Here is a 23,129-nt window from a genome sequence, read left to right as displayed (position 1 = left end):
TGCCAGCAGCACGGCGCCTGGGTGACCCTTTGCCGCATTCCGCTCAGAACCAGATATTTCGGTGAACCAGAACGCCCTTGGGGCGATCACAGAGGGGGGAGTCATGGCAAAGACCGCGCTCATCACGGGTGTGACCGGACAGGACGGCTCGTATCTGTCGGAGCTGCTGCTCGAGAAGGGGTACACGGTCCACGGACTGATACGCCGTTCGTCGAGTTTCAACACCGAGCGGATCGATCACATCTACCAGGGGCCCGAGGAAGCGAATCGTTCCTTCGTGCTCCATCACGCCGACCTCTCCGACGGTGTCGCACTGGTGAACCTGCTGCGCGACATCCAGCCCGACGAGGTCTACAACCTGGGCGCCCAGTCCCATGTCCGGGTGTCCTTCGACGCCCCGCTCTACACCGGTGACGTCACCGGGCTCGGCACCGTGCGGCTGCTGGAGGCGGTCCGCGCGAGCGGCATCGACACCCGGGTCTACCAGGCGTCGTCGTCCGAGATGTTCGGCGCGAGCCCGCCCCCGCAGAACGAGAAGACCCCGTTCCACCCGCGCAGCCCGTACAGCGTGGCCAAGGTCTACTCGTACTGGGCGACGGTCAACTACCGTGAGGCGTACGGGATGTTCGCCACCAACGGCATCCTGTTCAACCACGAGTCCCCGCGCCGCGGCGAGACCTTCGTGACCCGCAAGATCACGCGTGGGGTGGCGAGGATCAAGGCGGGCCTCCAGGACCGGCTGCACCTGGGCAACCTCGACGCCGTACGCGACTGGGGTTACGCCCCGGAGTACGTGGAGGCGATGTGGCGGATGCTCCAGTGCGACACCCCGGACGACTACGTCGTGGCCACGGGCGAAGGGGTCAGCGTCCGGCAGTTCCTGGAGTACGCCTTCGAGCACGCGGGCCTCGACTGGGCGGAGCATGTCCGCTACGACCCCAAGTACGAGCGTCCCAGCGAGGTCGACGCGCTGATCGGTGACGCGTCCAAGGCGGAGGAACTCCTCGGCTGGAAGCCGGAGGTGAAGTCGCGCGAGCTGGCCCGGATCATGGTGGACGCGGACATCCGGCTGCTGAACGACCAGCTCACGGGGTCCGCGGTCAGGGTGGACCGATGAGAGGGCCAAGACGTCTCAGACGCACCCGGGGCGGTGTCCTCGCCTCGATCATGGCGCTCACGGCGGGCGCGCTCGGGACCTCGTCGGTCACCGCTCCCCCGGCCGCCGCGCTCACCCCACCGGTCGGCTTCACCGCCGACGCCCTGTCCACCTACCAGACCAACGGCATCGTGTGGACGCTCGCCGAGGCCGGTGGTGTGGTCTACGCGGGCGGCACCTTCTCCGGCATCCGGCCGGCCGGCTCGCCCGCCGGGAGCAACACCACGCCCGCCGTGAACTTCGCCGCCTTCGACGCGTCCACCGGTGCCCCCACCGGCTGTTCGCTCTCCTTCACCCGGAGCAACGGCACCGCCACGGTCCGGGCCCTCGCGGTCTCCCCCGACAAGTCCACGCTCTACGTGGGCGGTTACTTCAACGCGGTGAACGGGCAGGCCGCCAACGGCCTGACCGCGATCGACACGGCGACCTGCCGGCCCCGTCCAGGCTTCGCCCCGCAGTTCGGTGCGACGGTGCGCGCCCTCGACGTCGCGGCGGACGGCACGGTCTACGCGGGCGGCGACTTCCAGACGGTCAACGGCACGGCAAGACGCTTCTTCGGCGCGGTCACCGCGTCCGGCGCGCTGACCGGCTGGAATCCGGACGCCGACGAAACCGGCCGCACCCTGAAGGTCACCCCGGACGGGGAGAGCGTCCTGATCGGCGGCGACTTCTTCACCGTCGGCGGGACCGCCTCACACGCGCTCGCGGTCACCAGCCGTTCCACCGGCGCGGTCACCCACGCCTACGGCGCCACCTTCATCCCGTCCTCCGCCGTCATCAAGGACATCGTCACCGACGCGGAGTCCGAAGGCTGGTACGCGGCGGGCGAGGGCGCCGGCGGCGCCTCCTTCGACGGCCGGCTCGCCATGGAGCTCGACGGCTTCGGACAGCGGTGGCGGGACACCTGCCAGGGCGCGACCCAGGCGGTCCGGGTCCACAAGGGCGTGCTGTACGCGGGCAGCCATGTGCACGACTGCTCGACCATGGGCGGCTTCCCCAACCAGGTCCGCAAGCATCTGACGGCGCAGTCCGTCGACGATCCTGATCTGCTGGGCTGGCTGCCGGACACCAACGACGGCATCGGTGAGCCGGTCGGGCCCCGCGCGCTGACGGTCTCCTCGCGCGGCGGCCGGGACTTCCTCTGGGTGGGCGGCGAGTTCACCACGGTCAACGGGGTCGGGCAGCAGGCGCTGACCCGGTTCGCGAACACCCCGGACACCGGGGCACCCACGGCTCCGGCGGTGAGCGTGTCCGCGCCGAGGGCCGGTGAGGTCAAGGTCAGCTGGCGCAGCAGTCTGGACCTGGACGACAGCCTGCTGACGTACCGGGTCTACCGTGACGGCGGCTCGGCGCCGGTGTACACGACGACGGGCTCCTCGCTGTTCTTCAGCAGGCCGCAGCTGACCTTCACCGACCGGAACGTGGTGGCGGGACGCACGTACAGCTACCGGATCACGGCGAGCGACGGCACCAACACCAGCGGACTGTCCGCCGCCGTCTCGGCGACGGCCGCGTCCTCCGCCTCCCCCTACCAGGAGAAGGTGCTCGCCGACGGGGCCGACCTGTACTGGCGCTACGACGAGGCGGGCGGCGCCTTCGCCGCGGACGCCTCTTCGAGCGACAACGGCGGTGTGTACATGAACGCGCCGTCCTACCGTGCCACGCCGTCCGCCGTGGCCGGCTCGGCCGCGCTCTCCCTCAACGGCACGGACGAGTACGTCTACAGCGACCGGCTGCACCGCTACACCTCGCCCACGCCGTACTCGGTCGAGACGTGGTTCCGCACCACGTCGACGACCGGCGGGCGCATCATCGGATACGGCAACAACATCGGCACCGCGCGCGGCCACACGAGCAGCGTCAGCGACAAGCTCGTGTACCTGACGAACGACGGCCGGCTCGCCTTCGGGGTCCAGAGCGGCAGCACCCGCCCCACCATCACGTCGGCCGGTTCCTACAACGACGGCGCCTGGCACCACGCGGTGGCCACGCAGGGCGCGTCGGGGATGGTGCTGTACGTCGACGGGGAGGCGGTCGGCAGCAACCAGGCGAGCGGCAACCGCTCGTACAACGGGTTCTGGCGGGTGGGCGGTGACGCCATGAACAACGCCTGGCCGAACCGGCCCACGAGCGACTACTTCGCCGGGCAGGTCGACGAGACCGCGGTCTACCCCTCGGCGCTGACCGCCGCACAGGTGGCGGTCCACCACGAGCTGGCCGGCACCCCGCCCGGGCCCGGCGACAGCACCGTCACCGTCACCCCGGACGAGGACGCCTACGTCAACAGCGTGGCGGCGAACACGAACTACAACGACAGCCAGCTCGCCTCCCGGGGCACCACGGCCTATGTCGGCTATCTGCGCTTCACCCTGCCGTCCGCCCCGGCCGGCCAGGTGCTCAGGAGCGCGCGGCTCGCCTTCCGGACGTCGTCGGACTCGACGGCGGGTTCGGCCGAGAGCCACAGCATCGTGCCGGTCACCGGCGCGTGGACCGAATCGTCGGTCACCTACAACACCCGGCCGTCGCTCTCCACGACCGTGCTGGGGACCATCACCGGCGCCGCTTCCGTCTCCACCGGCTATTCGGCGGAACTGAACGCGTCCGCACTCGGCGGAGCCCTCGGCTCCGCCACCTCACTCGCCCTGACCAGCAGCGGGACGGACAGTCTCCGCATCTGGTCGAGCGAGGCAACGGCGGCCTACCGGCCGCAGCTCGTCCTCACCTTCGGAGATGAATGATGAACGGAAGTACGGGGCGGAGACAGAGGGGACAAGGCCGTGTGCGGGCCGCGTCCGCCGCGCTCTGCCTGTTCGCCGGAGCCCTGACCGCGACAGCGGCCGGGGCCTCCCCGGCGGCGGCTCTGACACCGCCGGTGGCCCTCACCGCGGACGACCTCACCACCTGGCAGACCAACGGCATTGTGTGGTCGATGGCCGCGACGGAGGGCACCGTCTACGCCGGCGGTACCTTCTCCACCATCCGCCCTCCGGACGCGGCGGCGGGCACATCGGAGCAGCCGGCGGTGAACTTCGCCGCGTTCGACGCGGCGACGGGCGCGCCGACGGACTGCAGCCTGTCGTTCACCCTGTCCTCGGGCACGGCGACCGTACGGGCCCTCGCGCTCTCCCCCGACGGGGAGACGCTGTACGCGGGCGGGCAGTTCGGCGCGGTGAACGGGGTGGGCGTCAGCAACATCGCGGCCGTCGACACCGCGACCTGCACCCCGCGCCAGGACTTCAAGATCGCGGTGTCGGCGACGGTGCGGGCGCTGGACGCGACCGCGGACACCGTCTATCTGGGTGGTGACTTCACCAGTGTGGGCGGCCAGACGAGGAACAGCTTCGCCGCCGTCACCACGGGTGCGGACCTCCTGCCGTGGACGGCGAACGCCGACGAGGTGGCGCGGGCGGTCGAGGTGACCCCCGACGGTCAGCACGTGGCGCTCGGCGGTGACTTCTTCAACGTCAACGGCACCACCTCGCACGCCCTCGCGGTGGTGGACGCCACCACGGGCGCGCTCACCAAGAGCTACCCGGGCTTCATCCCCGACACCTCGACGGTGCAGGACCTCACGACGGACGCCACCGGGCTCTACACCGCCAACGAGGGTACCGGCGGCGGGGTGTTCGACGGCCGGATCGCCATCGACCTCGACGACTACCAGCAGCGCTGGCGCGACACCTGCCTGGGCGCGACCCAGGCCGTCCTGGTCCATTCGGGCGTGCTGTACAGCGGAAGCCACGCCCACGACTGCTCCAGCATGGGCGGGTTCGCCGACCAGCCGCGCAGGCACCTGCTGGCCCAGTCCGTCGACGACCCGACGCTCCTGCCCTGGTTCCCGGACACCAACGACGGCATCGGTGAGCCCGTCGGGCCCCGGGTGATGACGCAGACGGACAAGGGCGGACATCACTACCTCTGGGTCGGCGGGGAGTTCACCACCGTCAACGGCGGCGGCCAGCAGGGCCTGACCCGGTTCGCCGACGGCCCGGACACCGGGACCCCTTGGGTGCCCAACGTCAGCCTCTCCACAGTCACCCCGGGGCAGATCGACGTCCAGTGGCAGACCAGCTTCGACACCGACGACGGTGAGCTGACCTACCGCATCTACAAGGACGGGGCGAGCACACCCGTCCACACCACCACCGGGTACTCGCTGTTCTGGGACCGTCCGCAGCTGAAGTGGACGGACACCGACGTGGCGGTGGGCGAGACGCACTCGTACCGCATCACCGCGAGCGACGGCACCAACACCAGTGCCAAGTCCCCGGCCCAGTCGGCGACCGTGGCGGCGTCGACGCAGGGCTATCCGGCACGGGTGCTGTCGGACGGCGCCTCGCTCTACTGGCGGTACGACGAGGGGACTTCGACCTTCGCGGCCGACACCACGGACGGGCTGAACAACGGCTTCCTGCGCAACGGGCCCGCTTACCAGCAGACCCCGGCGGCGATCGCGGGCGACTCGACCGCGATCGGCTTCGACGGCGCGAGCGAGTACGCGTACAGCAACAAACGCCACGCCCAGCCCACCCGCTTCACCGTGGAGACCTGGATCAAGACCACCACGACCCGGGGCGGGAAGATCATCGGGTTCGGCAACCTGTCCATGCAGAACAGCACCCGCTTCGACAAGCACGTGTACATGACTAACGAGGGGCGGCTGGTCTTCGGCGTCTACAGCGGCGGCCGTCGCACCGTGACCACGACGGGGACCTACAACGACGGCGCGTGGCACCACGTCGTCGCCACCCAGGGCCCGGGCGGGGTGGCCCTGTACGTCGACGGGCAGCTCCGCGCGGCGAATCTCCTCTACACCTCCAACGAGAACTACCCGGGCTACTGGCGGGTCGGCGGCGACAACCTGGCCAACTGGGCCAACCGCCCGACCAGCAACTTCTTCGCCGGTCAGATCGACGAGACCGCCGTCTATCCGACCGCGCTGAGCGCTTCCACGGTCAGCGCGCACTACGCCCTGAGGACGGGTGGATGAGGTATCCGTTCCTGGCCGGCACCGCCGTCGCTCTCGCGACGGCGGTGCTGGCCGCCTGCGGTTCGTCCGGCGGGTCCGGCGACGGGGGCGGGAAGGCCGCAGCGGGTGGCACGCCGTCCGCTGCGGCCTCCGCCCCGCCCTCCGTCGCCGGGCCCACGGCCTCCCCGTCCGGCTCGCAGGCCGCGAAGCCCAGCAGTACGCCGAAGGCCCCCGCCGGGGACATCACCCCGGCCACCGGGTCCTTCACCAAGAAGCAGAGGGAGTATCTGACCGACCGCGTGCCCAAGGGGATGGACCCGGCCGCGGTGCTCCAGACCGGGCAGGAGACCTGCGACCGGCTGCGCTATCTCGTCAAGGCCGACCGGGACATCGCCGTCGCCGCGGTCGTCTCCGGTGAGGTCACGGACGCCGGACCCGCCGTGGCACACCTGTGCCCCCAGCACCAGGACGTGATCGACGAGGCCGCTCTCGGTTACGCCGACGGCACGCACAAGGGCGCCGCCCTGCGCCCCGGACGCTACCGGGCGCCCTCCCCCACCGAGGCCTGCAGCTGGCAGGTGGCGGGGGCACGGGGCAAGGAGCTGGAAGCGGGCTCCTCCGGCGCCGGAAAGCAGGTGGAGATCACCATCGGCGACTCCGCCCGCACCTTCACCTCCACAGGCTGCTACGCCTGGCTGCCGCAAGGAGACAACGGATGAGCAAGCTGCCCATCGCCGTGGCGATCCCCACGAAGAACGAGGGCCTGAACATCGCCGAGGCGGTGAAGTCGGTCCTGGGCCACTTCGAGGCGGTCGTCGTGGTGGACTCCCACAGCACCGACGACACGGCGAAGATCGCCGAGGAGTGCGGGGCCGAGGTGGTCACGTACACCTGGGACGGAGGACATCCGCGCAAGAAGCAGTGGTGCCTGGAGAACGTCCGCACCGACCTGGACTGGATCCTGCTGCTCGACGGCGACGAGCGGCTCAGTCCGGGGCTGCTCGCGGAACTGCGGCGGACGTTCGCCGACCCGGAGAGCCCGAAGCCGGCGGCGTACGACATCCCGCTGGGCTACTGGTTCTCGGGGAAGCGGCTCCGGCACGGCTACACCATCCGCAAGCGTTCCCTGACCGACCGGACCAGGTGCTACTACCCGGAGGTCGGCGACCTCGCGGCGCCCGGCATCGGGGAGGTGGAGGGGCACTACCAGCCGGTCGCCGCGACGGCCGAGGCGCTGAGCAATCCCATCGAGCACCAGGACCTCGACCCCGTCACCGCCTGGTTCGAGCGCCACAACCGCTACTCGGACTGGGAGGCGTGGCTGGAGCACCACCCCGATGTCAAGGAGCAGGTGCGGAAGGTGAAGTCCCGTCAGGGGCAGCTCTTCCACAAGGCGCCGTTCAAGCCGCTGGTGTCCTTCGCCTACATGTACGTCTACCGGCGGGGCTTCCTCGACGGGCGGGCGGGCCTGGACTTCGCCCTCGCGATGAGCTTCTACCGGTGGCAGATCGCGCTCAAGTCCCGTGAGAAACCCGGAGGCTGACCGGCCGAGGTCTCACCCTCTCCTTCGGCGGACCACGTCCTCGTAGGTCCGCCGGAGGGTGGCGGTGACGGCCTCGATGGTGAACTGGTCGTTGACCAGCTGCCAGGCGGCCTTGCCCGCCTGTTCGGCTGCCTCCGGCTCCAGCAGCTCCAGGATCGCGTCGGCGACCTTGCGGGCGTTCGCCGCGTCCTCGCCGACCCGGCTGTCGATGACCCGGCCCGCACCGGCCCCCGACACATCGGGGCCCTGCCCACAGGTGCGGGTGATGACGACCGGGGTGCCGACCGACATCGCCTCCAGGACCGAGACCGGGAACGGCTCCTCGATCGCCGGCAGCACGTACACATCGGCCTCGCGCCCGGCGGCGAGGACCTCGTCGTGCTCCAGCGGGCCCACATGGTCGAGGGAGTCCGTGACGCCCAGCTTCCGGGCGAGGGCGAGGGTGCCGGCCAGCGCGCCCGTGTCGGGGCCGGCCAGCACGAACCGGGCGTCCGGGTGGTGGGCGAGGACGTGCGGCATCGCGGCGATGAAGTCCTCGGGCCGCTTCCGCTCCTGAATGCGGGCGAGGTACAGCACGGTCGGCGGGCGGCCGGGGTCGCGGGCGGGCTTGCGCTCCTGCCGGCGGACACCGTTGACCAGCCGTACGGTACGGGTGAGCGGTACGGGAGCGGCGACGGCGTTCACATCGACCCGCTCCATCTCGGTGAGGTGCAGGACGGCGTCAGCCTCGCGCAGCACCTTGCGGACCCCGAGGACGTCGGTGAGCTGGGCGACCTTCTTCTCGGTGGGGTCGATCATGCCGTGGGTCTGGACGACCAGGGGTGTACGGGTCGCGAGCGCGAGGAGCGCGGCCGGCAGGGTCACCAGGTCCCGCATCAGATGGACGTGCACGAGGTCGGCGCCGCGCATCATGCGGCGTGCGGTGCGCAGGAGCGCGGCGGAGGTGATGCCACTGACCTCGAACATCGGGAGCAGGTGCCGCGCCTGGAACAGGTGGACGGGAACACCTTCCACATGGCTGGGCAGTTCACCGTCGGGGAAGCCGTCGCCGAGGGCCATGACGCGTGCGTCGTCGCCGTTCGACCGCTGGACCTTGGAGAGGTTGAACGCCACCCGGGTCGGCCCGCCGAAGGCATGGTCCGGAGTGTGGAGCGTGACAACATGCAGGATTTTCACCAGAGTTCCCCTCAACTGCGGCCAATACTTCACAGACTAGTCATCACGCCCCCTCAGGTGGGGTGATTCGTTAGAGTGTTCAGCGGTTCACTGATCCCGGGGGGGCGCATGACGTCGGTGCACACATCGGCGCAGGAGCAGGCCGCCCGCTCTATCGCGACCCCGGAGTGGCCACCGGGCCGCGACGGCCTCCCGGAGCCGCCCGAGCGGCCGATCGCCTGGTCGATGCTGTCGCGGGCCCTGTCCGTGCCACTCGTCCTCGGCCTGGTGTGCTTCCTGCCCGCGGTGATCGCCGCCCAGCCCGGCAGTGAGGTCCGGGACACCGCGTACTGGCTCCAGCTGGTGCTGACCTGCTATGCGGGGGCCCGGTTGGCGACGATGATCCTCTCCACCCGGCGGCGGCTGCTCCAGGGTGTCTTCTGGATGTTCGTGTACATCGCGATGGGCGTGGCGCCGTTCGCCCAGGTGGTGATCGGGCAGACGCCGACACCGATGGTGGGGCCGCGCCAGGACCTGGTCACGGCCATCGCGATGGTCCTGGTGGGGTGTGCCGCCTTCGACCTGGGGGCACTGCTGGCCTCGCGGAGACCGCTGCGGCGACGTACACCCTCCACGCGGAGCCCGGGCGGTGGACCGGCCGTGGCGCATCCGCTGCGGCTGCGACTGCTGGTGCTGCTGGCGTTCGCGGCGAGCGCGTTCTATGTGCTGAAGCTCGGCGGGCCCTCGGTCTTCTTCTCCAGCCGGCAGGAGATCAACGAGACCGTCGCGGCGAGCGGTGTGGTCTCGGAAGGGTCCAATGTCGGCTCGGCGTTCGTCAAGGGCTTCGGCCAGGTCCCGGCGCTGCTGGCCCTGCTCTTCTACACCCGCCGTCTGGCAACCTCCTACCGGGCCCGGCGCACCCCGTCGACGGTGCTCGTGTGGGTGGCGCTGGTGGCGCTGAACCTGGTGGTGAACAACCCCGTCTCCAATGCCCGTTACTGGTTCCTGACGGTGCTGCTGGCCTTCGTGTTCACCGCCTTCCCGAGCAGTGCGGCGATCTACCGCATCGTGCTGGCGACGGGGGTGGTGGGGGCACTGGTGGTGTTCCCGTACGCCGACAAGTTCCGGTACGACGACGCAGGACAGCGGCCCGCGCAGTCGGCCTCGGTCTTCGAGCCGCTGGTGACCAAGGACTACGACCAGATGGTGATGTTCGCCAACAGCATCTCGTGGGTCGACACCCGGGGCCACACCTACGGTCGCCAGCTGACGGGCTCCGCGCTGTTCTTCGTGCCGCGCGCGGCGTGGAGCGGGAAGCCGGAGGACACCGGGGTCCGGGTCGGGCAGTGGATGGGTCTGCGGATGACCAACCTCTCAGCCCCGCTGTGGACCGAGTTCTGGGTCGACTTCGGTGCGTCCGGGGTGATCGGCGGGCTCGCACTGATCGGTTACGCGGTGGCACGCACCGACCGCCGGTACGCGCTGGCCGTCACCCGGGCGGGACCCGGCCCCGGAAGTGTGCTGGCCATCGCCGCACCGCTGATCGCCGGATACACCTTCATCCTGCTGCGCGGTCCGCTGCTCCAGGCGGCGGGCAAGCTGGCCATCGCCGCGCTGTGTCTGCTGCTGATCAGCACGTTCAAGGAGCAGAGGGCAGTGCGCCGGCGGTGACGGCGGCGTCCGGCGCCGGCTTCCCGCGACGGATCCGGGCCACCCGGATCCAGGTGGCGGCGGCCTTGCAGAGCGATCCGAGGAACAGCCCCCATGCGGCCCCCGGGACGCCTCCGAGTGCGTAACCCCCCGCCATGAACGCCACGGCGGTGAGCGAGAACACCACCTGGATGCTCAGGGTGGTGCGCGGGTCGAGCATGCGCAGGGCGAGCAGTCCGCAGGTGCCGGCGGCCATCGCGGCGTACTGGCTGCCGGTCGCGGGGAGCAGCGCCGCCGCCGTGGGCCAGGTGTCACCGAGGAGTTCGCGTCCCGCCCGTTCGGGCAGCAGGGCCAGCACGGTCGCCCAGAGGGCGGCGGTGGCCGCGAGGACGGCGGCGAGGCCCGCGGTCGCCCGCACCCGCCGCCGCTCGTCGGCGATCCGGCCGAGCAGGGGCGGGCCGAAGGAGGTGGCGGAGGTGAACAGCACGTTGAGCGGCCCGAACAGGGTGGTCGCCCCGCGCAGGGCACCGACCAGGAGCGGGTTGCCCACGGCGCCGAGGCCGAGCACGGAGAGCTGGCTGGTCGCGTTGCCCACCCCGAACTCGACGACGAAGCGCTGCCCGAGGTGACCGCGCCGCAGCATCGGGCGCAGTGCCGTCGGGGCCCCCGCGGTGGCGCGGTGCAGCAGGACGGCGGAGAGCAGGAGGGCCGGCAGGGCGGACAGCCCCCAGACCAGGATCAGCCGGGCGGGCTCGGCCCCGTACACCTGGACGGACAGGGCGCCGAGGACGCACAGCAGCCGCACCAGGTCGGAGCCCAGGGCCAGATGGGGCCGCTGGAGGGTGGAGAAGGCGTAGCGCAGGGCGTCCTGCCCCAGCACCACGGGCAGGACGAGGCCGAGCATCATCAGGGCCCGGGCGGTGTCCCCGGGGACGAGCAGGCAGACGACGGCCATGAGCCCGCCGAGCGCGGCCGACGCCCCCACGGTGAACACGACGGCCGAGCGGCAGGCCCCCCGGGTGGCCTCGCCGCCGCCGCGCCGCAGGACCAGCGGCTGCCCCGTGTACGCCCCGGAGACACCCAGAAGCACGGTGAAGACGAGGTAGACCGCGGAGAAGCGGGCGAAGTCGGCCACGGTGGAGAGCCGGGCGGCGGCCACGAGCACGAGGATGTTGGTGAGCGCGGCCACGCCCTGGTCCGCGACCGAACAGAGGATCGCGGTACGGGCTCTCACCGGCGCGCTCCCGGAAGGGTGAAGGAGCGCAGGCCCATGGTCTCGGCCGGGTCCCCGGTGGTCTCCGGCGCGTCGGGTTCGACGGACGGGGTGCCGGACCCGCCGCCGTTGCGGCGCCGGGCGGACTTGTGGCGGCGGTCCGCGCGGCGCAGCCTGCCCCGGCCGGGATGGAGCAGGGCGCCGAGCACCGAGCCGCCCGAGGCGCTGATGATCTCGCGGATGCGTTCCAGGTCGCTGCGGTGCACCTCGCGGGGGTCGCAGACGATCATGACGCCCTCGACCCGGTCGACGAGGGCGACCGCGTCGGCGTAGGAGAGCACCGGCGGGGCGAGCACGATCACCACGGCCCCGGGGCGGTCGGCCTCGGCGACGATGCGGGCGACGGGGGCGGAGGTCAGGGCGCGCGGCACGTTGTCCGCGGTGGCCCCGGCCACCAGGGCGAAGGCGCCGGAGCCGGGCACGTCGACGTTGTGGCGGGCACCGGTGGGCCAGCTGCCGTCGCCCTCCTCGCCCGCGGCCCAGCGCGGCGGGCGTACCTCGTGGGCGGAGGAGCCCAGCTCACGGGCGAGCGACGGGGTGCGCAGATCGGCCTCGACGAGCAGGACGTCGCGGCCCATCTCGGCGAACGCGGCGGCCAGGTTGACCGCGGCGGCCGCCGCCTCGGAGTTGTCGCCGCGCGGCGCGGTGACCAGCAGCCGGCGGCGCTCGGCGAACGAGGGGTCGTAGGCGAGCCGGAAGGCCACCGCCCGGTACTCCTCGGCGAGCCGGGAACCGCTGCGGCCGATGGCGAGCAGGGTGCCCGCGGCCGCGCGTTCCCTGGGCAGGGTGCCGAGCAGCGGCCCGCCGAGGGAGCGGACGAGCTCGCGCGGGGAGCGCACGGCGGGGTCGAAGACGAGGCGCACCCAGGAGAGCAGCAGCCCGAGCGCGAGCCCGACGACTGCTCCGAGCCCGAGGAGGAGGGGCAGTCCGGCGCCGGTGGGCTCGGTGGGGGCCACGGGCTTCTTGTTGAGGTAACCGGGCGTGGTGTCCAGCGCCTTGAGCTCGGAGATCTTCCGGCTGAGCTCGGAGATGGAGACGATGATGTTGGCGCGGGCGCTGCTGACGTCGTCGCCGTCGACCCCGGCCCGCTCCTCCAGGAGGTCGCGCTTCTCCTCCAGTGGTTCGAGCTGGGCGCGGTAGCCGTTCGCCATGTTGTCGATGCTCTCCTCGGTGCGCGCCTTGCGGTGCGCCAGGTAGGCATTGGCCAGGGCTTCGGCGCGGGAGCGGGCCTGTTCCGGGGAGGCTCCGGTGTAGGAGAAGCGCAGGGTGAGCGTGTTGGGCGGGTTGGTGACCTGGAGTCCGGCCAGCAGCTTCCTGGCGGTGACGTCGTCACCCTCCTTGAGCAGGGTGCCGGCGGCCAGGTCGCCCACGGTGTCGCTGACCGCGGTCTGCCGCTCCGAGCCGATGTTGATGCCCTTGTCGGCGGAGGCACCGGTGGCGAAGGGGTCGGCGGTCGCGGAGCGCACCTGCACCTCACCGGTGGCGGTGTAGGTGTCGTCGCCGCTCAGGGCGAGGAACCCGCCGCCGAGCAGCCCTACGACGACGCCCGCGGCGAGCAGGGCCCGGTAGCGGAGGAGTTGGCGGAACTGGTCACGCAGCAGCGCCGGTTCGTCGTGGTCGTCCACGGCCCGGATCGGATGTGTCATCGGCGTACTCCCCCTTGTGTGTCCCCGGCCCGCGTGGCCCCGGCCCGTGCGTCGTCGAGCGCCTCGGCGAGCAGGGCGTCGAAGCGGGCGAGGCCTGCCTCCCGGCTCAGATGGTCCGCGACATAGCGCGGCCCCTGGGCGCCCAGCGTGTCCGCCGCCGCCGGATCGGCGGCCAGTTCGCGTACGGCGGCGAGGAGCGCGGCCGGGTCCTCGGGGGCCACGAGCACCCCCGCCCCCGAGCGGCGCACCTCGTCGGCCGTGCCGCCCTCGTCGGCCACGGAGGCGACGACGGGGCGTCCGGAGACGAAGTACGAGGTGAGCTTGGACGGCACGCTCATGTCGAGCACGGATGCCCGCTGGGTCACCGCGAGCACATCCGCCGCGGCGAGCACGTCGGTGAACTCGTCCGCGTCCGCGGGCGGCAGGAAGTCGAGGTTGGGCAGCCCTCCGGCAAGCTCGCGCAGTCCGTCGCGCTGGTTGCCGTCGCCCATCAGGACGACCCGGATGTCCGGGGCCAGCCGCGCGAGGCCGACGAGGACGTCGAGGCCCTGCTTGAGGCCCATGTTGCCGGAGTGCAGCACCACCGGGATGCCCTCGCGCCATCCGAGCCGGGCGCGGGTGGCGGCGCGGTCGGCCGAAGGGCCTTGCACATGAGTCCAGTTCGGGACGACACGGATGCGTTTGGGGTCCACACCGAGAGCGGTGACGCCCTCCACGAAGCTCTCGTGGATCACACCGACCAGGGCCGCGTCGCGCAGGGCGTGGCGCTCCGCCTTCGCGGCGACGACCGCCGCCCTGCCCCCGCCGCGGATTCCGCTCTGCGCGGCCGCCGCGCCCATCAGGTCCTGGACGACGGGTATGTGAGGGACGCGGTGGCGGCGTGCGAGCCGGGCGCCTATGACACCGCCCGCGAGGCTCGGCATCTGGGAGATCACCGCGTCGGGCCGCCCCGGGGGCGGGGCGAGGATGCCGTGGAGGAGCACCGTGGCCTCGAAGCCCCCTCTGCGCAGGGCGGTCTGACGGGACGGTACATAGTGGCGCCTCCGGTGCACACGCACGCCCTCGCGGCTCTCCTGGCTGCGCCACACCCCCTTGTACCGCTCGTCCACGCGCCAGGCCGGGTAGTGCGGCATACCGGTCAGGACCTCGGTCCTGGCCCCCGCCGCCGCGAAGTGCTCGGCGAGCTGCGTGGCGTACGGGCCGATGCCCGTCACCTCCGGGGCGTAGTTCGTGGAGACCACAAGAAGTCTGCGGTTCTCGAACAGTCTCTGATGCTCATCAGCGGACAACGGATGATCGCCTTCCCCCCGGAACAGCCTCTTCTTCGAGCTTATCCGTTCACGGGATGCACAAGTGTTCTTCACAGTAAGGTCGTTGCACCAGTTCCACCGTGGGGGGAGAGAACGGATGGTGCAGCACAGAGTCGGATACGCGCCGGGGGTGTACGACTTGTTCCATGTCGGACACCTGAACATCCTGCGGCACGCGCGCAGCCAGTGCGACTACCTGGTGGCCGGGGTCGTCTCCGATGAGATGGCCGCCCTGGCCAAGGGCCACAAGCCGGTGATCCCGCTGCCCGAGCGGCTGGAGATCGTGCGCAGTGTGCGTCATGTGGACGCCGCCTTCGTCGAGACCGTTCCGGACAAGGTGGAGACCTGGCAGCAGGTCCGCTTCGACGTCATCTTCAAGGGGGACGACTGGCGGGGCACCGAGAAGGGCCTTCGCCTGGAGCGGGACTTCGCCGAAGTAGGGGTGGAGGTCGTCTACTTCCCGTACACCGTGCACACGTCCAGCACCCAGCTGCGCAGGGCGCTGGACGTGCTCGTCAGCCGGCCCGGAGCGCTTTCAGCTCCCTGAACCACTTGGCCAGGAACGCCACGAGGAACACGGCGTGCACCACCGCGAGCACGGCGTACCCGGCGCGGAAGGCTCCGGGTGCGCCGAGCAGCAGGAAGACCAGGCAGAAGACCCCGTAGTCCGCGGGCAGCAGGGCCACGGCCCGCAGCCGGGACACCGGAGCCGCGGGGCCGGGTGCGGCCGGAGCGGTGCGGGCCGCCGCCTTTCCGAGCTGCTCGCGCAGGAGCCCGGCGCAGAAGGTGAGCACGGCGGTGAAGAGAAAGCCGAGCGGGAGCAACAGCCATCCGTCTGCGGGCAGTTCACCGAAACGGTAGAAGCAGACCAGCACGGCCGTGTGGACGAGGATCATCTTCGCGCAGTCCACCACATGGTCGAGCCACTCACCGTCCGGCCCGCCCCGCCCGGTCAGCCGCGCGAGCTGCCCGTCGGCCGAGTCGAAGGCGAAGCCGACGGCCAGACCCGCCCAGACGGCGGCGCCGAGCCACCAGGACGGCTCCGCGAGTGCCACCGCGGCGATCGAGGCGAGAGTGAACGCCGCGCTGATCAGCGTGACTTGATTGGGCGTCAGCCTTGTACGGTACGCACCCGCCGCGAGCAGCCGCCCGGCCGGGCGGTTCACGTACCGCGAGTAGAGCGAGACACCCTTGGACGACTTCTGTGCCCCGCGCAGTTCGCGCAGCACCGTACCCGTACTCGACATACGCCCCCCAGCGCCCGTTGGTACCCCGCCGCATCATCGCAGAAACGATGTGACGTGCGGGGGGGATACGCGAACGCGGGCGCCCGTGACACCCCGGCAGCCCCGCCCAGCCGCCGCTCCCTCAGCTCCTCCCGCCCTCCGTGCCCGTCTCGTCGTCCCCTTCCCGTTCCGCGTCGGGCCGGGTGAGCTGTGCGTCCAGGTCGTCGAAGAGCAGCTCGCCGCGCTCGATCTGACCTGTCCGGTACGCCGAGCGCGCCACCAGATGGGCGGCGACCGGGCCCGTCATCAGCTGGAAGAACCCGATGAGTGCCAGCGTCGCCAGGTCCATCCCGCTGCGCAGCCGCAGCGCGACCCCGGCCAGCACCAGCAGCAGCCCGAGGGTCTGCGGCTTGGTCGCCGCGTGGCTGCGCGAGAGGACGTCCGGCAGCTTCAGCATGCCGACAACCCCGAGCAGACAGATCGCCGCGCCGAGGAACACGAGGACCGCCCCGGCCGTGTCCGTGATCTGGAGCCAGACGCTCATTTCCGTCCCTCCTTGCCCAGGGGCTTGCGGCGCGGCCGGGGCTTGTCGCGTACGGCGATGAAGCGGGCGATGCCCACCGACCCCGTGAACCCGAGGAACGCGAGCACCAGCATGATCGGGAAGTAGAACGGGTCCCGGGCGAAGGCGGACTTGGCGCCCAGGCCCGCGATGATCACGGCGGCGAAGACGTCGAGGCCGATGGCCCGGTCGAGCATCGAGGGACCGCGGCTGATCCGGACGAAGAGCAGTGCGCCCGCCACGACGACAAGGACGACGGCGGCGGTGATCAGCACCCGGTCGACGGTCTCGGGGCCGCTCATGCGTCCTCCCCCGCGTGGTCGGAGCCGGGGACCGGCGGCGGCGGCTCGTCCACCCGCGCGATCTCCTCCGCGGTGCCGAACGCCCGCACGGTCAGCTTCTCCAGCTTCCAGACCGAGCGCCTGGCGGCCTCCAGCTCGGCCGGCCTGTCCGCGTCGAGGACGTGCAGGAAGAGCGTGGCCGTTGCCCTGCGCACCTCGACGACCGAGCCGCCCGGCACGTTGGACACGGTCACGGCGGTCGCGGCGAGCATCAGATCGGTGCGGCAGCGCAGGGGTACGCCGATCACGGCGGGCCGGTGCGGCCGGTCGGAGAAGATCTGCCGGGTGACCTTCACCCCCGAGGTGTACATGTCGTACAGCAGATAGCCGGCGAGCAGCAGGATGCCCCAGGGGTGCAGGCGCAGCCCCAGATCGACCTGGGGCAGTGGGAACGCCAGGCAGACGACGATGGCGACGACCACGCCGGTGACGACGTTGGCCCAGGTCAGGGTGGACCAGAGCAGGACCCAGATGAAGGTGAGCCAGGCGATCAGCGGGAGATCGAGCACGCGGCGCCTGCGCCCGGCGAACTCGACGCTGTACGGGGGCAGATGGGGGTTGCGGTACGACAGGGTGATCAGGCGCCTCACGGGCCGAGCACCTCCTCCACATAAGGCCGGCGCGCGATCAGCTCGGCCGCCGAACGGTCGGTGAACGCCGTCAGCGGACCGGCCAGGACGGTGAAGGCGAGTCCGAGCGCGACGGCGCCGGCGGTGGCGGCGGTCATGAGCCGGGGCGGGTGGACCGTGGTGGTGACGGCCCGCCCGTGCAGGGTGGCGGTGACGGTCTGCCCGGCCGGGGTCACGCCCACGCCCTCGTCGCCCGTGCCGGGGATGCGGTCCGGGCCGGTGTCGGGGTCGTCGTCCTCCGTCTCGTCGGCGGTCTCCAGAACGGTGCCGTAGGCGGCCTGGCCGGGCGGCTCGGTGCGCCAGAAGGCGAGGTTCCAGATCTTGGCCATCACGTACAGGGTGAGCAGGCTCGTCACGGTCGCGCCCGCGACGAGGACCCAGGCCCAGGCGCTGCCGTCGGCGACACCGGCCCGCATGAGCCCGAGTTTCCCGATGAAGCCGGAGAGCGGGGGGATGCCCGCGAAGTTCATCGCGGGCAGGAAGAAGAGGACCGCGAGCAGAGGGGCCGCCCTGGCCAGTCCGCCGAGCCGGGTCAGCTCGTTGGTGCCGCCGCGGCGTTCGATGAGCCCCGCGACGAGGAAGAGCGTGGTCTGCACGGTGATGTGGTGGGCGACGTAGAAGATCGCGCCGCCGTACGCCTCACGGGTGGCGAGGCCGATACCGAAGACCATGTAGCCGATGTGGCTGATGAGGGTGAAGGAGAACAGCCGCTTCAGGTCGGTCTGGGCCACGGCCCCGAGGATGCCCACGATCATCGAGGCGAGGGCGACGGCCATGAGCAGGTCGCCGAGTCGGTTGCCGGGGAAGAGCAGCGTCTCGGTGCGGAGCATGCAGTAGATGCCGACCTTGGTCAGCAGGCCGGCGAAGACGGCGGTGACGGGCGCGGGCGCGGTCGGGTAGGAGTCGGGGAGCCAGGCGGCCAGCGGGAAGACGGCCGCCTTGATGGCGAAGACGGTCAGCAGCATGGCCTGCACCAGGGTCTGCACACCGAGGGGCAGATCGGGCAGCCGGACGGCCAGCTGGGCGAAGTTGGTGGTGCCCGTGGCGGCGTAGGTCATGGCGATCGCCGTCAGGAACAGCATCGAGGAGAACAGCGAGATGATCACGTACGTCGAACCCGCACGGATCCGGGGGCCGGTACCGCCGAGCGTGAGCAGGACGAAGCTGGCCACCAGCATGATCTCGAAGCCGACGTACAGATTGACGAGGTCGCCCGCGATGAAGGTGAGGGAGACCCCGGCGACCAGGATGAGATAGGCGGGGTGGAAGACGGCGACGGGCGTCTCCTTGTCCCGGTCCGCCATGCCCTGGCCGAGCGAGTACACCAGGACGCAGAGGGTGACCGCGGAGGACACCGTGAGCATCAGCCCGGAGAGCCGGTCCGCGACGAGCGTGATGCCGAGCGGCGGTGCGAAGTCGCCGAGGTGGACGGAGAGGGGGCCGTGCCGGTCGGCGGCGATCATCAGGGCCACCGAGAGCCCGAGCACGGCGGTCAGGACGGCGACGCTGATGAAGCGCTGGAAGCGCGCGAGCCGGGTCCCGAAGGCGAGGCTCAGCCCGGTGGCGCAGAGGGGCAGCAGGACCGGCAGCGGAACGAGTGCGTTCATCCGGCGGCTCCCCGGTCGTCGTTGGTGTCGTTCACGTAGTCCTCGGGGTCGGCGCCCAGCACGTCGTGCCAGAGGTCGCCACTGGCGTCCCGCCCCCGGGCCTGGAGGGCGCGGTCGGCGCGCAGCCGGGCCGCCAGCCGGCGGTGTTCGGCCCGGTAGCGTGCCCGGTCCGAGCGCGTACGGCCGGACTCCGCCCGGTACTCCTCCCGGAGTTCGGCGCGTCTGCCCAGCACCTCGGCGCGCAGGAAGATGCGCCGGTCCTCCAGGTCGTCGTGCACCTCGTCCGTGCCGGTCAGCTGGTAGCTGCGGTAGGCCATGGCGAGCAGGAACGCCGTGGTGGCCAGGGTGATGACGATCGCGGTGAGGGCGATGGCCTGGGGCAGCGGGTCGGTGATCCGGGTCAGCGGCACTCCGTAGAGCAGGGGTGCGGCTCCTGCCGAGCCGGTCGCGGAGAGGACCAGCAGATTGATGCCGTTGCCCGCGATCACCGCGCCGAGCAGGATGCGGGTGAGCGGTCGGGTGAGCATGAGGATGCCGCCGACCGCGCAGAGCACGACGGCGGTGGCGAGGAGCGAGACGCTCATGATCATCGGTTCGGCTCCCCCGTTCCCGTGCCGGCCCCCGGTCCCGTCGCGGGGGCCAGCGCGCCCGCCGCCCGTTCGATCTGACGGTCGACCTTGGCGCCCAGCGCCCGCACGATGTCCAGGACCACTCCGAGCACCAGCAGATAGACGCCGAAGTCGAAGAGGACCGATGTGCTCAGGTGGTAGTCGCCGAAGACGGGCAGTTTCCCGTGGTAGGTCCAGGCGTGCAGCACCGTCCCCTCCGCGAGGCCTCCCAGGGCGACCGCGGTGGACACGAACAGTCCGAGTCCGGTGAAGAGTCCGGGCTGCAGCGGCGCGGCCTCCGCCAGCTCGAACCTTCCGCCCGCCAGATAGCGGGTGATGAGGCCGAGTCCGGCCACGAGACCTCCGACGAAGCCGCCGCCCGGCATGTTCTCCGCGCAGAACAGCAGATACAGGGAGAGCACGAGGATGGGGTGGAAGAGCAGCCGGCCCACCACCTCGAAGACGACGGAGCGGTGCTCGGGCGCGAGCGTGGACCCGGCGGCCAGCCAGCTGCGTTCGGGCGCGGTGTCGTCGCCCTGCGGCAGGCCGGAGAGCCGGTGGGCCGACATCGCCCAGGCGGTCTCCCCCCGAAGCTCCTCCCTGCTGAAGGACGTCTCGCTGCGGCGGTGCAGATAGATCAGGCTGGTGACACCGATCGCCGCCGCGGCCAGGACGGCGGACTCCCCCAGCGTGTCCCAGGCGCGAAGATCGACCAGGATGGTGGCCACCACGTCCTTGAGGCCGTGGTGGGCGACCTCCTCCACCATCGCCGCGCCGGCGGGCTCGGCGATGCGCGCGGCGCCCGCCGCCCACACGGACACGCCGATCGTCGCCGCCGCCCCCAGGGCCACCGGGATACGCAGGGCCCGGCGCCAGGTGCCGATCGACTCCTCGAAGCGCACCGGCATCCGGCGCAGGACCAGCACGAACACGATCATCGACACGGTCTCCACGCAGAACTGGGTGAGCGCCAGGTCGGGCGCGCCCTGCACGACGAAGAGGAGCGCGGCCCCGTATCCGGTCAGGCCCGCCAGGACGACGGCCTTCATGCGACGGCTGACGGTCAGACAGGAGAGGGCGGCGCCGCAGGTCAGCACGGCCACCGCACCCTGGAGCGGGACGTCCCAGACCCGGGGGGCGACCGCTCCCTCCCACGGGCGGTCCATGGCCAGGACCGCCAGCTGGCCCGCCAGCATCACCGTCAGGGTGATGGCCAGATAGCCGGAGAGCGAGCCGCGCTGGACGAATCCGGTGATCTGGAGGGCGAGGCGTTCCAGGCCGAGCAGCAGGTGCCCGAAGACGCTGTCCGCCGTCGGCCAGGCCACGCGCCGGGAGATCCGGGTGACCGCCGAGCGCCCCGCGAAGAGCAGCGCCCCTCCGGCCCAGGTGACGGCGGACAGCAGCAGGGCGGTCCCGAAGCCGTGCCAGAGCGCGAGGTGGAAGGGGTGCGCGGGGGCGGGGAAGGTGTCGGCGTACGCGGCGAAGAGGTGGTCGGTCCAGCCGACGCCGGGGCCGAGGACCAGGCCCGCGACGGCGAGCACGGCGGGCGGGGCCAGGATGGCGGCGCCGACGGGGTGGACCGGGGTGTCGGCGACGCCGGGCTTGCGGGCGAAGGCGCCCCAGAGGAAGCGCAGGGTGTAGGCGACGGTCAGCACCGAGCCGACGACGGTTCCGGCCAGCACCCAGCGGTCGACGAGGTCGCCGTGGAGCAGCGCGTGGAACGCGGCCTCCTTGGCGGCGAATCCGAGCAGGGGCGGCAGGGCGGCCATGGACGCCGCCGCCAGCACGGCCACCGCGCAGACGTACGGCGTGCTGCGGGCGAGGCCGGAGAGTTTTCTCAGGTCACGCGTGCCGGCGGAATGGTCCACGATGCCGACGACGAGGAACAGCGCGGCCTTGAAGAGGGCGTGCCCCAGGATCATCGCGGCGGCGGCCAGTGCCGCATCCCGGTTCCCGGCCCCGGCGAGGACGGTGAGGAAGCCGAGCTGGCTGACGGTGCCGTAGGCGAGCACGAGTTTCAGGTCGTTCAGGCGCAGGGCGCGCCAGCCTCCGAGGATCATCGTCGCGGTGCCGAGCACGAGGACGACCGGCCGCCAGACGGGTACGTCCGCGAAGGCGGGGGCCAGCCGCGCGATGAGGTAGACACCGGCCTTGACCATGGCGGCGGCGTGCAGATAGGCGCTGACCGGGGTGGGTGCGGCCATGGCGTTCGGCAGCCAGAGGCTGAAGGGCCAGATCGCCGACTTGGACAGGGCCCCGCAGAGCACGAGGACGACTGCCACGGACAGGGCGAGGGTCGTCTCCGGCGGGTCGGCGAGGATCTCGGAGATCCGGTAGGTGCCCGCCGCCTCTCCGATGATCAGGAAGCCGACCAGCATGGCCAGGCCGCCGAGCGTGGTGACCGTGAGCGCCTGGAGTGCGGAACGGCGGTTCTTCTTGTGTTCGCTGCTGTAGCCGATCAGCAGATAGGAGAAGACGGTGGTCAGTTCCCAGAAGACGTAGAGGGTGATGAGGTCGTCGGCGAGGACGAGGGCCAGCATGGCGCCGGTGAAGGCCAGCAGGTTCCCGGCGAAGGAGGCCAGTTGGGGTGCGTCGTCGCCGAAGTAGGACACGCAGTACAGCAGGACGAGCATGCCCACCCCGGCCGCGAGCAGCACCATCAGCTCGGCGAGCGCGTCGAGGCGCAGGGCGACCGACACGCCGTAGGTGCCGATCCACTCCCAGGACCAGGTGACCGCGCGGCCCGACTCGGTGACGTCCCACTCGGACACCGCCCACACGGTGGTGGCCGCCGGGGGCAGCGCGAGCACGGCGAAGGCGTACCTGCCGAGCCGCCGTACGAGCGGCGCCGCGCACGCCGCCAGGACGAAATGGCTGAGGATGAGCGCGATCACGACGGGGGATCCGGATCAAAGGGCACCGAATACAGATATATCCCCTGGCCCTGTTCACCCGTACGGCGCGCCGCGCGGCGTCCCGCCCGCTGGTTCCGGTCAGCCCCGGTGGGCGTCCTCCCGTGCCGCGCTGTGGTCATGGTGCGCCGCCTGCCCCGATCGCGCGCGGTCACACGGCATGACATGGGGCTCTTCCAAAACGTCGGCCCCTGCGCCGCCCTCCCGCGGCCGGAGCACCCGGTCCGCGGTCAGGGACAGATGTGACGGTTCGTCGGGCATCTCGCCGGACAGCCCGCGGGCGCGCCCGGTGGCGCGCAACCGGCAGTGCGCCTCGTCGCGCACCGTGATCCCGGAGCCGTCGGCCGACCTGGTCGCGGCGTACGGGGCGGTCGCGGCATGCGGGGCGGACGCGGCATGTGGGGCGGTCGCGGCATGTGGGGCGGTCGCGGCATGTGGGGCGGTCGCGTCGCACGGACCAGCCCCGGCACGCGGAGCGGTCACGTCGCACGGACCGGCCCCGGCGCGCGCAGGCCGTTCACCGGTCACCTCGGTTCGCCTCC

General features: G+C 71.6%; 18 protein-coding genes. 7 read left to right on the top strand and 11 right to left on the bottom strand.

All coding sequences use genetic code 11. The annotated features are described in order from the left end of the window. The first annotated feature begins 103 nt into the window (after positions 1–103). Genes gmd through ACWCQM_RS24635 form a run of 5 tightly spaced genes read left to right on the top strand, consistent with a single transcriptional unit; the run spans position 104 to position 7,668 of the window. Complete coding sequence (gmd, locus tag ACWCQM_RS24655) at positions 104–1,117, top strand: GDP-mannose 4,6-dehydratase (RefSeq protein WP_450917315.1); 1,014 nt, start codon at positions 104–106, stop codon at positions 1,115–1,117. Then, positions 1,114–3,894 (top strand): LamG-like jellyroll fold domain-containing protein, encoded by a 2,781-nt coding sequence (locus tag ACWCQM_RS24650; protein ID WP_450917314.1) that lies wholly within the window; start codon positions 1,114–1,116, stop codon positions 3,892–3,894. The genes gmd and ACWCQM_RS24650 overlap by 4 nt, the downstream gene beginning before the upstream one ends. Next, positions 3,891–6,146: a LamG-like jellyroll fold domain-containing protein gene (locus tag ACWCQM_RS24645; RefSeq protein ID WP_450917313.1), complete on the top strand. Its 2,256-nt coding sequence runs from the start codon at positions 3,891–3,893 to the stop codon at positions 6,144–6,146. The genes ACWCQM_RS24650 and ACWCQM_RS24645 overlap by 4 nt, the downstream gene beginning before the upstream one ends. Next, entirely contained in the window at positions 6,143–6,844 is a 702-nt protein-coding gene (locus ACWCQM_RS24640) for a hypothetical protein (RefSeq protein ID WP_450917312.1), read from the top strand. Before ACWCQM_RS24645 ends, ACWCQM_RS24640 begins: the two co-directional genes overlap by 4 nt. Continuing rightward, the gene (locus tag ACWCQM_RS24635) at positions 6,841–7,668 is read left to right on the top strand and encodes a glycosyltransferase family 2 protein (protein WP_450917311.1); all 828 of its coding nucleotides are present in this window, start codon (positions 6,841–6,843) and stop codon (positions 7,666–7,668) included. The genes ACWCQM_RS24640 and ACWCQM_RS24635 overlap by 4 nt, the downstream gene beginning before the upstream one ends. A gap of 12 nt (positions 7,669–7,680) precedes the next feature. On the opposite strand, the gene ACWCQM_RS24630 is transcribed toward ACWCQM_RS24635, so the two are convergent. Then, a complete protein-coding gene (locus tag ACWCQM_RS24630; protein ID WP_450917310.1) occupies positions 7,681–8,844 on the bottom strand; it encodes a glycosyltransferase in 1,164 nt (387 codons plus the stop codon). Positions 8,845–8,952: 108 nt separating this feature from the next. On the opposite strand from ACWCQM_RS24630, the gene ACWCQM_RS24625 reads away from it, so the two are divergent. After that, a complete protein-coding gene (locus tag ACWCQM_RS24625; RefSeq protein WP_450917309.1) occupies positions 8,953–10,494 on the top strand; it encodes a hypothetical protein in 1,542 nt (513 codons plus the stop codon). On the opposite strand, the gene ACWCQM_RS24620 is transcribed toward ACWCQM_RS24625, so the two are convergent. Genes ACWCQM_RS24620 through ACWCQM_RS24610 form a run of 3 tightly spaced genes read right to left on the bottom strand, consistent with a single transcriptional unit; the run spans position 10,463 to position 14,633 of the window. Next, positions 10,463–11,707 carry a hypothetical protein gene (locus tag ACWCQM_RS24620; RefSeq protein WP_450917308.1) on the bottom strand — a complete coding sequence of 415 codons (1,245 nt, stop codon included), beginning with the start codon at positions 11,705–11,707 and terminating at the stop codon, positions 10,463–10,465. The genes ACWCQM_RS24625 and ACWCQM_RS24620 overlap by 32 nt on opposite strands. Then, on the bottom strand, positions 11,704–13,392 hold the full coding sequence (locus ACWCQM_RS24615; protein ID WP_450917307.1) for a lipopolysaccharide biosynthesis protein: 1,689 nt from the start codon (positions 13,390–13,392) through the stop codon (positions 11,704–11,706). Before ACWCQM_RS24615 ends, ACWCQM_RS24620 begins: the two co-directional genes overlap by 4 nt. Next, the gene (locus tag ACWCQM_RS24610) at positions 13,389–14,633 is read right to left on the bottom strand and encodes a glycosyltransferase (RefSeq protein WP_450917365.1); all 1,245 of its coding nucleotides are present in this window, start codon (positions 14,631–14,633) and stop codon (positions 13,389–13,391) included. Before ACWCQM_RS24610 ends, ACWCQM_RS24615 begins: the two co-directional genes overlap by 4 nt. Positions 14,634–14,799: 166 nt before the next feature. On the opposite strand from ACWCQM_RS24610, the gene ACWCQM_RS24605 reads away from it, so the two are divergent. Continuing rightward, positions 14,800–15,249: an adenylyltransferase/cytidyltransferase family protein gene (locus tag ACWCQM_RS24605; protein ID WP_073748274.1), complete on the top strand. Its 450-nt coding sequence runs from the start codon at positions 14,800–14,802 to the stop codon at positions 15,247–15,249. On the opposite strand, the gene ACWCQM_RS24600 is transcribed toward ACWCQM_RS24605, so the two are convergent. The 7 genes from ACWCQM_RS24600 to ACWCQM_RS24570 all read right to left on the bottom strand — a co-directional run bounded on the left by ACWCQM_RS24600 (position 15,218) and on the right by ACWCQM_RS24570 (position 22,569). After that, positions 15,218–15,949 carry a CDP-alcohol phosphatidyltransferase family protein gene (locus ACWCQM_RS24600; protein ID WP_450917306.1) on the bottom strand — a complete coding sequence of 244 codons (732 nt, stop codon included), beginning with the start codon at positions 15,947–15,949 and terminating at the stop codon, positions 15,218–15,220. The two genes, ACWCQM_RS24605 and ACWCQM_RS24600, sit on opposite strands and share 32 nt — an antisense overlap. A 121-nt stretch (positions 15,950–16,070) precedes the next feature. Then, positions 16,071–16,472: a monovalent cation/H(+) antiporter subunit G gene (mnhG, locus tag ACWCQM_RS24595; RefSeq protein WP_450917305.1), complete on the bottom strand. Its 402-nt coding sequence runs from the start codon at positions 16,470–16,472 to the stop codon at positions 16,071–16,073. Beyond that, positions 16,469–16,792 carry an MrpF/PhaF family protein gene (locus ACWCQM_RS24590; RefSeq protein ID WP_267080313.1) on the bottom strand — a complete coding sequence of 108 codons (324 nt, stop codon included), beginning with the start codon at positions 16,790–16,792 and terminating at the stop codon, positions 16,469–16,471. Before ACWCQM_RS24590 ends, mnhG begins: the two co-directional genes overlap by 4 nt. Next, positions 16,789–17,421 carry a Na+/H+ antiporter subunit E gene (locus tag ACWCQM_RS24585; protein WP_450917304.1) on the bottom strand — a complete coding sequence of 211 codons (633 nt, stop codon included), beginning with the start codon at positions 17,419–17,421 and terminating at the stop codon, positions 16,789–16,791. The genes ACWCQM_RS24590 and ACWCQM_RS24585 overlap by 4 nt, the downstream gene beginning before the upstream one ends. Beyond that, entirely contained in the window at positions 17,418–19,067 is a 1,650-nt protein-coding gene (locus ACWCQM_RS24580; protein ID WP_450917303.1) for a Na+/H+ antiporter subunit D, read from the bottom strand. The genes ACWCQM_RS24585 and ACWCQM_RS24580 overlap by 4 nt, the downstream gene beginning before the upstream one ends. Then, positions 19,064–19,657 carry a Na(+)/H(+) antiporter subunit C gene (locus ACWCQM_RS24575; protein WP_450917302.1) on the bottom strand — a complete coding sequence of 198 codons (594 nt, stop codon included), beginning with the start codon at positions 19,655–19,657 and terminating at the stop codon, positions 19,064–19,066. The genes ACWCQM_RS24580 and ACWCQM_RS24575 overlap by 4 nt, the downstream gene beginning before the upstream one ends. Beyond that, positions 19,654–22,569 carry a Na+/H+ antiporter subunit A gene (locus ACWCQM_RS24570; RefSeq protein WP_450917301.1) on the bottom strand — a complete coding sequence of 972 codons (2,916 nt, stop codon included), beginning with the start codon at positions 22,567–22,569 and terminating at the stop codon, positions 19,654–19,656. Before ACWCQM_RS24570 ends, ACWCQM_RS24575 begins: the two co-directional genes overlap by 4 nt. Positions 22,570–23,129: the final 560 nt, after the last annotated feature.

The sequence above is a fragment of the Streptomyces sp. NPDC002125 genome, from assembly GCF_053593715.1.
Note: the sequence above shows the minus strand (reverse complement) of the source record. Positions and strands in the feature narration are given on the sequence as shown.

Excerpts from the sequence above, each read along its gene's own strand:
- gmd (WP_450917315.1), top strand. The coding sequence starts at position 104 with ATGGCAAAGACCGCGCTCATCACGGGTGTGACCGGACAGGACGGCTCG.
- ACWCQM_RS24650 (WP_450917314.1), top strand. The coding sequence starts at position 1,114 with ATGAGAGGGCCAAGACGTCTCAGACGCACCCGGGGCGGTGTCCTCGCC.
- ACWCQM_RS24645 (WP_450917313.1), top strand. The coding sequence starts at position 3,891 with ATGATGAACGGAAGTACGGGGCGGAGACAGAGGGGACAAGGCCGTGTG.
- ACWCQM_RS24640 (WP_450917312.1), top strand. The coding sequence starts at position 6,143 with ATGAGGTATCCGTTCCTGGCCGGCACCGCCGTCGCTCTCGCGACGGCG.
- ACWCQM_RS24635 (WP_450917311.1), top strand. The coding sequence starts at position 6,841 with ATGAGCAAGCTGCCCATCGCCGTGGCGATCCCCACGAAGAACGAGGGC.
- ACWCQM_RS24625 (WP_450917309.1), top strand. The coding sequence starts at position 8,953 with ATGACGTCGGTGCACACATCGGCGCAGGAGCAGGCCGCCCGCTCTATC.
- ACWCQM_RS24615 (WP_450917307.1), bottom strand. The coding sequence starts at position 13,392 with ATGACACATCCGATCCGGGCCGTGGACGACCACGACGAACCGGCGCTG.
- ACWCQM_RS24605 (WP_073748274.1), top strand. The coding sequence starts at position 14,800 with ATGGTGCAGCACAGAGTCGGATACGCGCCGGGGGTGTACGACTTGTTC.
- ACWCQM_RS24600 (WP_450917306.1), bottom strand. The coding sequence starts at position 15,949 with ATGTCGAGTACGGGTACGGTGCTGCGCGAACTGCGCGGGGCACAGAAG.
- mnhG (WP_450917305.1), bottom strand. The coding sequence starts at position 16,472 with ATGAGCGTCTGGCTCCAGATCACGGACACGGCCGGGGCGGTCCTCGTG.
- ACWCQM_RS24590 (WP_267080313.1), bottom strand. The coding sequence starts at position 16,792 with ATGAGCGGCCCCGAGACCGTCGACCGGGTGCTGATCACCGCCGCCGTC.
- ACWCQM_RS24580 (WP_450917303.1), bottom strand. The coding sequence starts at position 19,067 with ATGAACGCACTCGTTCCGCTGCCGGTCCTGCTGCCCCTCTGCGCCACC.
- ACWCQM_RS24575 (WP_450917302.1), bottom strand. The coding sequence starts at position 19,657 with ATGATCATGAGCGTCTCGCTCCTCGCCACCGCCGTCGTGCTCTGCGCG.